This window comes from Cerasibacillus sp., assembly GCF_036516575.1.
GTDB lineage: Bacteria > Bacillota > Bacilli > Bacillales > Amphibacillaceae > Cerasibacillus.
Map to the genome: position 1 here is coordinate 1 of NZ_DATBTY010000036.1, position 12,851 is coordinate 12,851.

General features: G+C 37.7%; 10 protein-coding genes. 6 read left to right on the forward strand and 4 right to left on the reverse strand.

The features are described from left to right. Positions 1-254: transposase (locus VIG73_RS06105; protein ID WP_331640026.1), on the reverse strand; the 254-nt coding region annotated here is incomplete at its 3' end. Between the two features lie 623 nt (positions 255-877). On the opposite strand from VIG73_RS06105, the gene VIG73_RS06110 reads away from it, so the two are divergent. From VIG73_RS06110 to VIG73_RS06130, 5 genes are all read left to right on the forward strand, one after another. Continuing rightward, entirely contained in the window at positions 878-1,279 is a 402-nt protein-coding gene (locus tag VIG73_RS06110; protein ID WP_331640028.1) for an NUDIX domain-containing protein, read from the forward strand. 349 nt (positions 1,280-1,628) lie between these two features. Further along, positions 1,629-2,990, forward strand: a complete 1,362-nt coding sequence (gene brnQ, locus VIG73_RS06115) for a branched-chain amino acid transport system II carrier protein (protein ID WP_331640030.1) — start codon at positions 1,629-1,631, stop codon at positions 2,988-2,990. A 110-nt stretch (positions 2,991-3,100) separates the two neighbouring features. Beyond that, a complete protein-coding gene (pabB, locus tag VIG73_RS06120; protein WP_331640032.1) occupies positions 3,101-4,846 on the forward strand; it encodes an aminodeoxychorismate synthase component I in 1,746 nt (581 codons plus the stop codon). A 129-nt stretch (positions 4,847-4,975) separates the two neighbouring features. Next, a complete protein-coding gene (locus tag VIG73_RS06125; RefSeq protein WP_331640034.1) occupies positions 4,976-5,509 on the forward strand; it encodes a GrpB family protein in 534 nt (177 codons plus the stop codon). Between the two features lie 47 nt (positions 5,510-5,556). Continuing rightward, positions 5,557-6,240, forward strand: a complete 684-nt coding sequence (locus tag VIG73_RS06130) for an RNA pseudouridine synthase (protein WP_331640035.1) — start codon at positions 5,557-5,559, stop codon at positions 6,238-6,240. Positions 6,241-6,632: 392 nt separating this feature from the next. Here VIG73_RS06130 and VIG73_RS06135 read toward each other — a convergent pair whose 3' ends face one another. Both VIG73_RS06135 and VIG73_RS06140 read right to left on the reverse strand, forming a co-directional pair. After that, positions 6,633-8,363 (reverse strand): ABC transporter ATP-binding protein, encoded by a 1,731-nt coding sequence (locus tag VIG73_RS06135; protein WP_331640037.1) that lies wholly within the window; start codon positions 8,361-8,363, stop codon positions 6,633-6,635. Between the two features lie 114 nt (positions 8,364-8,477). Beyond that, a complete protein-coding gene (locus VIG73_RS06140) occupies positions 8,478-10,676 on the reverse strand; it encodes an MMPL family transporter (RefSeq protein WP_331640039.1) in 2,199 nt (732 codons plus the stop codon). A 178-nt stretch (positions 10,677-10,854) separates the two neighbouring features. Between VIG73_RS06140 and VIG73_RS06145 the strand changes: the two genes are divergently transcribed. Further along, a complete protein-coding gene (locus VIG73_RS06145; protein WP_331640387.1) occupies positions 10,855-12,270 on the forward strand; it encodes a LysM peptidoglycan-binding domain-containing protein in 1,416 nt (471 codons plus the stop codon). A 45-nt stretch (positions 12,271-12,315) separates the two neighbouring features. On the opposite strand, the gene VIG73_RS06150 is transcribed toward VIG73_RS06145, so the two are convergent. Next, positions 12,316-12,762, reverse strand: a complete 447-nt coding sequence (locus VIG73_RS06150) for a YaiI/YqxD family protein (RefSeq protein ID WP_331640041.1) — start codon at positions 12,760-12,762, stop codon at positions 12,316-12,318. Positions 12,763-12,851: the final 89 nt, after the last annotated feature.

Here is a 12,851-nt window from a genome sequence, read left to right on the forward strand (position 1 = left end):
CTTCGCGTTCGTGGGACCATTAAATTTATTGTTCCTATATTAAGGATGAGTTCTCTTTCATAGTACCCATTCCTATAGTCGTGCCTGTTTTTAGTTCGATCATAGCGTTGATTATTCATATAATCATCGGGTTCTTTTTCCATGTATTCGTTCAAAATAAGGACAATCGCAGATTTAATCACCTCATTTAAACTGGATTCAACCACTTGGTCTTTTATTTTTTCGAAGTCTAGTGTAAAATTAATTTGAGTCATCATAAATTCCTCCTTGAATGTTTTTTGGGTTATAAACATTGTTCCAGGAATTGTGATGGCTCATTCTCTTTTTACACAATTATATAGACTTAATCCATGAGAGGCTGTATTGAAGCTCCAATACGTTGTCTCGTATCGTTTTATTGTCATGAGAGGCTGTATTGAAGCTCCAATGCGTTGTCTCGTATCGTTTCATTGTCATAAGAGGCTGTATTGAAGCTCCAATACGTTGTCTCGTATCGTTTTATTGTCATGAGAGGCTGTATTGAAGCTCCAATGCGTTGTCTCGTATCGTTTTATTGTCATGAGAGGCTGTATTGAAGCTCCAATACGTTGTCTCGTATCGTTTTATTGTCATGAGAGGCTGTATTGAAGCTCCAATACACTGTCTCGTATCGTTTCATTGTCATAAGAGGCTGTATTGAAGCTCCAATACGTTGTCTCGTATCGTTTTATTCCCGCGAGAGGCTGTATTGAGTCTTCAACGCATAGTCTCGTATTTTTCGCAATAAGAGTTCACATTGGTTATTCATTAAACTGAAAGTCCCCGTATTAGGTCTTTTTTATGTTTTTCTTGTATGATGAAGTAGTTAGGTAATTAGCATTGTTTGGAGGCATGCGAAATGGAAAACAATATTCCGCGAGTAGGTGTAGGAGCCGTTATTTTATCAGAAGATCATCAATCAATCTTACTAGTCAAACGTAAAAAAGCGCCTGAAGCAGGATATTGGAGTTTACCTGGTGGCAAAGTTGACTATATGGAGACGATTGAAGCAGCGATTATTCGCGAGATTAAAGAAGAACTTAATGTAGATATTATTATTGAGAAACTGCTTTGTGTGACAAATCATATTTTACCAGAAGAAAAGGCACATTGGGTTGCCCCAACCTTCCTTACTTCAATCGATAAAGGCCATGTGATGAATAACGAACCACATGCACTTAGTGATGTTCAATGGTTTCGCTTATCAGCCTTGCCAGAAAAATTGACTCTAACAACGAAAAATGCTTTGAAATATCTATGAGAGATCATTTATACAAAAATGTTTTTTTATTTTTCGCATAGGATCTTTATTTAAGAGAGGATTAGAAAAGTCTCTCTTTTTTGTTGGTTATTTGTGTCTAAATTGTGACGGAATCTCGCAAAAAAATGTAAGCCCTAACAATATTATTGCATCACGTGGTTCGGCATTTTGGATATTTTTTACATATAACAAAAATTTAAGTATTTCTAAATTAATTAAATATTTCATGCCAAAAACGTTGTATTTTGTCGAAAAAGGTAGTAATATTAATTGTCATAAACATACTTTCGAGAAAATAGACTGAATATTTCGAGCTAAAAAACAATTACACATCTTGGAGGGACTAATAATGGATTCGAAAATGTCGTTTTCTTCTTATCTTGTTTTAGGTACAACATTGTTTGCACTGTTTTTTGGGGCTGGGAACCTCATTTTTCCAGCAGAGTTAGGGCAATACGCCGGTGAGAATTTATGGCCAGCCGTAATTGGCTTTGCAATTACAGGTGTCGGACTCCCGTTATTAGGTGTCTTAGCAATTGGTTATTCGGGTAGTCGAGACTTGCAGGATCTTTCGAGTCGTGTGCATCCAGTCTATGGCATCATGTTTACATCTTTGCTTTATTTGACAATTGGGCCATTTTTCGCTGCACCTCGTACTGGAGCTGTCGCTTATGATGTCGGATTTGCTCCGTTTATTGGTGAGGAGAATGCTCAACTGGGACTTTTCTTGTTCTCACTTGTTTTCTTTGGTGTCACATTATGGCTCTCCTTAAATCCTGCAAAGCTTGTTGAAAGAGTTGGAAAGATTTTAGCACCGGCACTGATCATTTTATTGTTGGTTTTATTAACAATGGCAGCGATCAATCCTATGGGTGGTTTCGGTGAGCCGCAAGGAGACTATGCTAGTAATCCATTTGTAACAGGTTTTAAAGAAGGATATAATACGATGGATGCACTTGCCTCTCTTGTGTTTGCGATTATTATTATCGATGCTGTCAGGAGAATGGGTGTTACATCAACACGTGGGGTATTAGCTGCAACTGCAAAATCCGGGCTCTTTGCGATTATTCTTTTAGGGGTTATTTATACAGGAATTGCCTATCTAGGTGCAACAAGTACAGGTGAATTTGGTTTATTTGACACAGGCGGTGCTGTTCTAAGTAGTGGTGCATCTTATTATTTCGGTAAAACAGGGATGGCCTTATTAGCTGCATTAATTACACTAGCTTGTTTAACGACAAGTATCGGGTTAATGACGGCAGTAGGGGAATATTTTAATCGTTTAATTCCGAAAATTAGCTATAAAGCATTTGTTACATTCTTTACGACTCTTTCTTTTGTCATTGCTAATTTTGGTTTAGCGAATATTATTAAATATTCTATTCCAGTTTTAATGTTCTTATATCCGTTAGCAATTGTTATTATGATCTTAGCATTTGCATCATCGTTATTTCATCATGCTCGCTTTGTCTATGTTTCAACGATTGCGGTTACGTTTTTAATTAGTGTTTTTGATGGGTTATCAGCATTATGTACTCAGTTGGATATTGAGCCATTTGCTTGGATGAAGCCCATTCTTGATTTTTACAAAAGTGTCTTACCTCTTTATGGCGATGGACTCGGCTGGCTTGTTCCAGCATTAACTGTCTTAGTTATTACAGGAGTTATTGCTCGTGTAGCTACGCCTTCTGCACAAACAACGTCCAATTAAGAAAACTGGTCATATCGACCAGTTTTTTTATTTCTGTTATCGACAATGCTGATGAGATGTGGTACGTTTTTTGTAGCTCATTTTAAAATAGATATGTAGAAGGTGGTCCGATGACAAAGAAACAACGAGAACCGTTTGCCTACTTTGAATTTATGAATCAACATACCGCTGAACCAATCTTATTCAAACATCCGAAACAAGTGATTATAGCGGAAAAATTGGAAGATGTTCTATTAGCTATGAGGCAAGTAGAAGCCGCACTTAAAGCAGGTTATTATGTTGCAGGTTATGTTTCGTATGAAGCAGCCCCAGCTTTTCATAAACAGTACAAAGTTGTTGAAACGACGAATCATAAGCCGTTTGTTTGGTTCGGTGTGTTCGTAAAAAAGGAACAGATGAATGAAGTAGAGGACTCGACACAACCATATTCTTGTAGTCAATGGGAAATTGATTTGACACGTGACGATTATGCTAAAAAATTTATGCATATTCAGCGCTCTATAGCCGCAGGTGAAACGAATCAGGTGAATTATACGGTTCGCATGCGTGCACCATTCCAGGGAAATGCTCTTTCCTTTTATCATGAATTAACAAAAGCACAATCGGCTCATTATACATGCTATATTGAAACAGAAGAGCAACAGATTTTGTCTGCATCGCCAGAACTATTTTTCCGTGTCAACAATGATATCATTGTCACTCGGCCCATGGCGGGAACGGCAAAGCGTGGGAGGTCACCTGAGGAAGACCAATATCAGCTGGAAGCTTTAAAGCAATCTGATAAAAACAAACAAGAAAACAAAATGATTGTTGATCTTCTCTGTAAAGATTTAGAATGTGTTAGTGAGCCTGGAACGGTTGAAATATCAAGTTTATATGATATAGAGAAGTACCCAACTGTTTTTCAAATGACATCAACGGTAACGGCTAAATTACAAGCTGAGAAAACAATGACAGATGTATTTAAAGCGCTATTTCCCTCCGCTTCGATGACAGGAGATCCAAAAGAGGCGACGATGGCCATTATTTCTGATACAGAAGATAGTCCACGTGGTGTATATAGTGGTGCGATTGGCTATATGACACCAGATGGAGAAGCTGTATTTAATGTGCCGATTCGAACAGTTGTCATAGATAAAGATAACGGTATGGCGGAGTATGGTGTCGGTGGTGGAATTACGATTAATTCCACGGCAGATGACGAATATGATGAAATTTTTACGAAAGCAGCCGTTTTAACACGGAGTCAGACAAAATTTCACATGCTAGAAAGTCTTCGGTTAGAGGAAGGGACCTTTTTCCTTCTACAAGAACATCTATTACGTCTTAAACAATCAAGCGAATATTTTCATGTTAAAGTCAATATCGGTGATGTGAAGAGCGCTTTACAGGATTACGCAAGAAAGCACTCGATTGGTGTTCAGAAAGTACGTCTGCTCGTTTCACAAACAGGTGATATTCATGTTGAAGGACAGTCGATTAAAGATACAGAAGAAAGCAAGCGAGTTGTTATTGCCTCTTCACCGATTCATAAAGATAATATCTTTCTTTATCATAAAACAACGAATCGAAAAGTTTATGAAGAGCATAAGGTAAGCGATGTATATGATACATTACTATGGAATGAAGCAGGTGAACTGACGGAGTTTACGAATGGTAATCTGGTCGTAGAATGGGATGGTGCACAATATACGCCGCCTGTTGAATGTGGATTATTACCAGGCACATTTCGCTCTTCATTATTAAAGGAAAAGGAAATTAAAGAAAAAGTCATTCATAAAGAAGATCTTGAGCGATGTAGTCGTATGTGGCTCATTAATAGTGTAAGAAAGTGGGTTCCAGTTTATCTGAAGTAATAAAAAAGAGGCGGATATCCGCCTTTTTCTTATATCTATTATATCATAATATTCATATAATTAATAGACTGTTTCTTTATTTTGGACGGTGCTATGATAGTCTGTACATCGAGTAAGGGAGCTGATGAGATGAAGCTTGGTTTAAAACGTGATGAAGTACGGCTTGTTCAGTATCTTCCAGAGTGGCGGACGGAATTCGCAAGAGTAAAAGAAGAAATGATGCACGAAACAGGTATGAGCGATGAGCGAATCGAGCATATTGGCAGTACAGCAATCGTTGGTATAAAAGCTAAACCAATCATTGATATCGTTGTCGGGGTAGATGATTTTAGAAGAGTGACAGAAGAGTTGTTCACTGCTTTTCGGAACATTGGTTTTTTACGATTACGTGTTGAACGGCCAGAGAGTATTGTTTTAGCTAAGTTCACAGATGATACGTATGAAGTAAAGACACATTATATTCATTTGACCGATTATAAAGGAGAATTATGGGAAGACCTGATTTTCTTTAGAGATTATTTGAATCAACATCCTCATGTAAAAGCAGCTTATGAAAAATTAAAATGCGACTATACGGCGCAATCTTCAACAGGTATCACTCAATATACCAATCATAAAGAAGCTTTCGTCAAGGATATTTATGCCAAAAGAAAACAAAGCTGACAAGGTATGTTATGATGTAGATATCATGAATAGGGAGTTCTATTTTTATGGATATACCAATCATATATGAAGATAATCATTTATTAGTCGTTGAGAAACCAGTTAATATACCTGTTCAAGAAGACCGATCTCAAGATAAAGATTTGCTATCTTTATTAAAACAAGATATTAAGATTCGTTATCAAAAGCCAGGGAATGTTTATTTAGGACTAGTGCACCGTTTGGACCGACCAGTCGGTGGGGTCATGGTCTTTGCCAAAACATCTAAAGCTGCATCACGTCTATCAGATATGGTACGAAGACGCGTATTTGAAAAAAGCTATTTGGCGATTGTTCGTGGAAGACCTGCTAAAGCAGAAGGTAGATTAACTGACTATTTAGTAAAAAATCGCCAGAAAAATATCGTCTATGTCACGCAATCAAATCATAAAGAGGCGAAGAAAGCGGTATTGGATTACCGTGTAATCGGTACAAAAAATGACTTAAGTCTCGTTCAAATTCAGCTTCATACGGGACGGTCACATCAAATTCGTGTGCAATTTGCAAATATTGGTTGTCCATTATACGGCGATCAGAAATATGGTCAGCATGTCAATCAACCAGGGGAACAAATTGCTTTATGGTCTTCGGCGATAGCCTTCCAACATCCAACAAAAAAAGATACGCGCCAATTTACATCGACACCACCAAATGTGTATCCATGGAATCTATGGCCACATTTATGGTCATAACAGCGTGCTAAAAAGGTTCTCAAAATGATGGAAGGATTGGTAAATAACGAAAACACTTAAATACTTCACCGTTTGGGCGTCATAAAGACGCTCTTTTTTGCGTTTCACTTACTTGTATTTCTCTCAAAGGACATTCAATGTTTAGTAACTTATTCATTCTCTGAGTACTTGCTTCGCATTGAGTCGTTCAATGTTTAGTAACTCATTCATTCTCGGAGTACTTGCCTCGCATTGAGGTGTTCAATGTGCTATAACTTGAATTCTTACTCCTCACTTGCAATCAATAAACACCAAAATAGTTCTTGCATCCTTTAATAAATCAAATAAGCGAGAAACAAGTACTTGTCTCTCTGCTTATTTTGGTTTATGGATATTCTGGGGAGTCCTAAAGATTACGTTAACTGTTGCTCAGCAAACTCACGATATAGTGGGTGTGTTTCCAATAGTTCATGATGTGCCCCCATACCAGTGATTTTACCTTGGTCAATAAAGATAATTTGATCCGCATCGACAATGGTTGATAAACGGTGAGCGATAACAAATGTTGTGCGTCCTTCCATTAAACGTGATAAAGCTTGCTGTACAATTCCCTCTGATTGACTATCAAGACTAGCTGTCGCTTCATCCATCATTAAAATTTTTGGATCTCTTAAGAAAGCACGAGCAATCGCAATGCGTTGTCTTTGTCCACCTGATAGTTTGACACCACGTTCACCGACCTCAGTATCCAAGCCATCTGGAAATGATTGAATAAATTCATCGGCATAGGCCATTTTCGTCACTTTCCATAGTTTTTCATCAGAAATCGATTGATCTTCTAAACCATAGCATAAATTTTCCCGAATGGTCCCTGCCATCATTGGGCTATCTTGAGATACATACCCTATTTGGCTGCGCCACGATAGTAAAGAGATGTCTTTAATCGATATGTCACCGATGAAAATATCACCCGAATCTGGTTCGTAATATCGCTCGATTAAAGCGAACATTGTTGTTTTCCCGCTACCACTTGGACCAGCAAAAGCAATCATGTCGCCAGGATGAGCTTCAAAAGATATGTCTTGTAATACGGGTTCTTCCTCTTTATATGAAAAAGATACGTTTTTTACGTAAAGTGGTTTATTGCCTAGATCAACGTCTAGACCTTTTTGTCCGCTTTCAAGAGGGGAGTCCAGGATTTCAATAATGCGTTCCGTGGCCCCTTTTGCTTTTTGTAAATGTGTAAAGAACATGGCAAAAGATGTCATCGGCATAATGATTTGAAATAAATATAATAAAAAGGCAATGAGCTCTCCAGTTGTCATCGTTTGACTCGCAACACGCATCCCACCATATGAAATAATGGTCACGATAACAACCATCATAATTAAATACATGAGTGGACCAATTAAGGCATAAACCTTCGCTTCTCTTAATCCGAGTTTTAACAGGCTTTCAATACCTTGTTGTCCTTTTTTCTTTTCTGTCTGTTCAGCGTTTGATGCCTTCATTAGGCGAATTTCTCCAAGTGTTTGTTGGACATCACCTGTAAATACTGCTGTTTCATCTTGCATTTTACGTGAAATTTTCCCCATGCGACGTCCAAGGGGCATCATAAATAAAATCATAAGTGGGACAGAAATAAACATAATCAGTGTCATCTTCCAATCTAAAATAAACAAAATGATAATGGCTCCAATAATTGAAATAATCCCTGAAATAAACTGTGGAAATTGGTCAGAGATTAAATCCTTAACGACACCTGTGTCATTGACGACACGGCTAACCGTCTTACCACTTGATGTCGTATCAAAGTATTTTACAGGGAGCCGAATCAACTTATTCCACATTTTTTCTCTAAGGTGAGCGACAATTTTCTGTCCGACAGCGGCTAATAAATACATGGATATACCATTAATCAGTGCTTGAATAATAAAGACAACACTAATCGCGATAATGATATTAACACTGAGCATTTCCATTGAAAAATTGTCAATCAAGTTTTTCGTTAATAATGGGATAACAAGACCGGTTAATGTTGTGATAATACTCCCGATTAATCCGCCAATTAGCATCGCTTTAGGAATATTTGTTGATAGAATTAATGAAAAGAAAGGCTTTAAACTAAGATTTCGCTTGTCCATCTTTTTCCCTCATTTACAAATGTTATGACCTATTCATATTTTACTAGAATGACTAAAAAAGTCATGTATAAAGAAAAGGCACACTTTACCAGGAAAGTGTACCTCCATCAAATCTTATACATATTTCTGTTGCTTATCTTTGTTACGGTGTGTCCAAATTAAAATTGCTGGTAAGAGAAATCCACGAATAACAAAGGTGTCTAATAAAATACCAAATGCCATTGTAAAGCCAAATAGGAAGAGTTCTTCCAGCGGTTGAGTCATTAAGACTGCAAAAGTTGCTGCTAAAATTAATCCCGCTGACGAGATAACTCCACCTGTCATAGCAACACCAGATGCAACCGCTTCTTGCCACGGTTTTTCTTTAGCTAATTCTCGTACCCTTGATACAAGCATAATATTGTAGTCAATGCCAAGTGCAACCATAAAGACGAACGTATAGACTGGTAAACGATATCCAATCGCATCATAATCTAATAAATAGTGGAAGATCGTCCAACTAAAACCTAAAGAAGCAACATATGATAATAGAATGGTACCGACCATTAGAATTGATAATGAGAGTTTACGTGTTTGGAATGCAAGTACAATCGTAATCAATACAATAACAAGTGGAAATAATACCATCATATCACGTTGATTCATTTGCTTTATATCAAGTTGTTCAGCTGTTTGTCCACTAAAATGCAATTCATAGTGGCTACTAGATAGACCGCTTTTAGATAATAGTTTATCAGAGTCTTCTCGTAATGCTTGTATGACGTTTAATGACTCCATGTCATAAGGATTACTTTCTAATGTAAGTGTTAATTTTATCGCCTTATCTGTCTCAGAAAACATATTTGTAGGAAGTGGTTCTTTACCAGTTACCATTTCATCAGTGATGTTTGTTACATCACTTACATTGTCATAAGAGCTTAACTGCTCTGTCAATGTCTTAATATGTTGTAGAAACAATTCATCTTTTTCAATTTCTGTTTCAGATTCTAATATAATTGTCACAGGTGCTAGAAGTCCAGCTGGATATCTCTCTTCTAACAGTTCAAATCCTTTACGCGAAGACATATCCTCAGGAAATGTCTTTAGTAGATTGTATGAATAATTTATTGTTGGTACTTGACTCGCACCGATAAATAATATTACAAGTAATGAGATAGCGATTGTCGCCGGATGTTTCTTAACAAACTGTCCGACAGTACTCCAAAATGTATTTTTCTTCTTTTTTTGTTTGTTTACTGCTGGTATAAATGGCCAAAACGCACGGCGCCCCATAATAGCAAAGATACTTGGGATTAAAGTTAATCCTGCTATCGCTATAATGAGAACGGCAATTGAAAATACAGGTGCAAAATGATGATATGGCTCAAAAATAGTTGCAAATAAGGCTAGCATCGCTAGAAGAATCGTTCCACCGCTAAAGAAGATTGGTTCTGAAACGTGATACATTGCTTCGGACATCGATGTATATTTAGATGAGTGCTTTTGTAATTCTTCGCGATATCTAGAGAAAACGAATAAGCTGTAATCGGTTAACACAGCAAATAGTAGAACGAGCATAATCGAAGTAGCTTGTCCATCTATAGCAAATAGTTCGAATTGACCTGAAAGACCTAGTATTCCATCCACAACGATATAGACAATTCCCGCGATAATGAGTGGTGTAATCGCAAGAAGTGGTGAACGGTAGATGAGAATAAGAATAAAGAAAATAAGAATCACCGTGGCAATCATTAATACGAAATCACCATTTTTAAACAGTGTAATCGTATCTGCTGATATGCCAGCAGGTCCTGTTATTTCAAGTTGGATGTTTTTAAAATCCATCGCCTTTATTTCATTAGAAATGTCATCTAATGTCTTATGGATCTCATCTGATTCTAAATTTTCTTCTAACGTAACATTAAATAATAATGTCGTTTGATCGTCAGAAAACATCTGCTTCTGTACAGGTTCTGGAAATTCATGATAAGGCAGAGCTGATTGTACATTTTTGGGTTTGTTATCTGAAGCGAGCCATTCACTTAATTGACTAATTTGCTCACGATTTGCTTTAGATATTTCGTCATCTTCATGAAAAACGAGCAATGCTGTGAGCCCTTCCTTTGATGGAAACATGTCCTTCTCTATGTCTAAAGCAACTTCAGAAGGCATATCTTCGGTTATACTCCCACCTGAACTACTCTCTTGAAAATCTTTTGCTGACGGAGCAAAGGCTATAAAAACAACCGCCGCAATAAGCCATATGAGAAGGGTTATTTTTGCCCCTCTTTTACTCGTTGTATAACGAACAAGCTGTCTAATTGGTTTCAGCATGTTTAATCATCTCCTACATTCAATCGTTATGTTCATATTAAAACGACATTGTGAATACAGAATGAATGGAATATGAACGCAATATGAACAGCAGATGACAGACTTAAAATGATTGTCACTTGGACGAACAATAGGTGAATATCATAGGTAGGAGAGAATGTAAATGGGGGAATTAATCATGCGAATTCATGTCGTAAACCGTGGTGACACATTATCGGCACTTGCACAACGATATGGTGTTAGTCTAGATGACATCGTTCTTGTTAATGACATCGATGAGCCAGACGTATTAGTTGTTGGGCAAACACTCGTTATACCTGAGACGAATCGGGAATATGTTGTGAAGCCTGGTGACAGTTTATCGGCCATTGCAGCACAATATGGTGTGACATTACAACAATTACGTGAGGCGAATAATATAACGAATCCAGAGCTTATTTTTGTAGGTGACTTACTCGTTATCCCACAAGTGCGTCATACTGTAAGGAGGGGGGAGACAATTTGGGCCATTGCACAGCGCTATGGTGTATCGGTTGAACAAATCGTAGCAGCGAACCAAATTGCTAATCCTTCACAAATAGCAGTTGGTCAAGTGCTAAATATTCCACTTGATAATCGGCCAACAACTGAGGTGAATGCCTACAGCACCGACACAACTGAAGGGGGAAGGGGTGAGGTTCTCGTATTAGGGAGACATTTCACATATTTATCTCCGTTTATGTATGCTGTTCAAGCGAACGGTACACTGGATACCATGCAAGACACTTTATTATTAGAAGCTGCAGAAGAAACAAATACAGTGCCCTTATTAGTCATTACAAATTTTAGAAATTCTCGCTTTGACTCCGATTTAGCAGCAAGTATTCTTAGAAATCCAACATTACAAGAAACATTAATTACGAATATTTTAGAAACGATGCGTGAAAAAGGTTATCAAGGGTTGAATATTGATTTCGAATATGTGTACCCACAGGACCGGGAAAATTATAATGCATTTCTTAGGAGGGTTGTCGCCCGGCTTCATCCAGAAGGTTATTTAGTTTCAACCGCTTTAGCCCCTAAAGAAAGAGCTGATCAGCCAGGACTTCTTTATGAAGCACATGATTATGAAGCACATGGTGAGATTGTTGATTTTGTTGTATTGATGACTTATGAATGGGGCTGGGCAGGTGGACCACCGTGGGCGATTGCGCCAATCAATAAAGTGAAGGATGTCTTAGATTATGCCGTAACAGATATCCCACCTGAGAAAATTCTTTTAGGAACACCACTTTATGGGAGGGATTGGAGAATACCTTGGCAAGAAGGGACTTTTGCTCGAACAATTAGTCCGAAAAGGGCATTACAGTTGGCGAAGGAGCATAGAGTGAATATCCAATACAATGAAACGTATGAGGCACCATTTTTTCGCTATGTTGATGAAACGGGTCAGCGGCATGAAGTCTGGTTTGAAGATGCGCGGAGCATGCAGGCTAAATATGATGTTGTCAAGGACTATGGGTTACGTGGCATTAGTTATTGGGTACTCGGTCAACCATTTCCACAAAACTGGCCGGTGTTGCAAAATAATTTTCACGTTATTAAAAGAAGCTAGCCCTGCCTTATATATCCCATCTGAAATAAGAGTTTAGATGGGATTTTATTTTTGTGAACAGATCAGTTGATTTAACAACGATTTGAATGTGTTACGATTTTCATTCGTATACGGCTTAGGGCCTTTTGTTCTTTGCCCTGCCCTTCTCGCTTGTGCACTAAGATGACGCGTTAATAAAAAACGGTCGATATTATCTTCAGTAAACAAAAAACCATTATGATGAATGACATGACATTTTTTTGTAAGTAGAAGGGAAGCCAAGCCATAATCCTGGGTGACGACAATATCATTGGTATTTGCTAATTTAATGATTTTATAATCACTCGCATCAAAACCGGGATCAACATAAATGGTTTTCACATGAGAAGGAAGTATGTCATTTGAATAATGGTCATGGCTTTTAACAAGAATGACTGGTGTATCACATGTTTTGGCAGTAGCTATAATGGTATCAATGACTGGACAAGCATCTGAATCAACTAAGATTTTCATCAGGATCACCTCAAACGGTATTTCTTTCATCTTAACGAATGGGTTCGTTTTGTCAATATGTGGGGAAACTTGTTAAAATGGAATTAGGA

What these genes read in the sequence shown, in the direction of transcription:
- VIG73_RS06150 (WP_331640041.1), bottom strand. Translation starts at nt 12,762, where the DNA reads ATGAAAATCTTAGTTGATTCAGATGCTTGTCCAGTCATTGATACCATT.
- pabB (WP_331640032.1), top strand. Translation starts at nt 3,101, where the DNA reads ATGACAAAGAAACAACGAGAACCGTTTGCCTACTTTGAATTTATGAAT.
- VIG73_RS06110 (WP_331640028.1), top strand. Translation starts at nt 878, where the DNA reads ATGGAAAACAATATTCCGCGAGTAGGTGTAGGAGCCGTTATTTTATCA.
- VIG73_RS06145 (WP_331640387.1), top strand. Translation starts at nt 10,855, where the DNA reads ATGCGAATTCATGTCGTAAACCGTGGTGACACATTATCGGCACTTGCA.
- brnQ (WP_331640030.1), top strand. Translation starts at nt 1,629, where the DNA reads ATGGATTCGAAAATGTCGTTTTCTTCTTATCTTGTTTTAGGTACAACA.
- VIG73_RS06125 (WP_331640034.1), top strand. Translation starts at nt 4,976, where the DNA reads ATGAAGCTTGGTTTAAAACGTGATGAAGTACGGCTTGTTCAGTATCTT.
- VIG73_RS06135 (WP_331640037.1), bottom strand. Translation starts at nt 8,363, where the DNA reads ATGGACAAGCGAAATCTTAGTTTAAAGCCTTTCTTTTCATTAATTCTA.
- VIG73_RS06140 (WP_331640039.1), bottom strand. Translation starts at nt 10,676, where the DNA reads ATGCTGAAACCAATTAGACAGCTTGTTCGTTATACAACGAGTAAAAGA.
- VIG73_RS06130 (WP_331640035.1), top strand. Translation starts at nt 5,557, where the DNA reads ATGGATATACCAATCATATATGAAGATAATCATTTATTAGTCGTTGAG.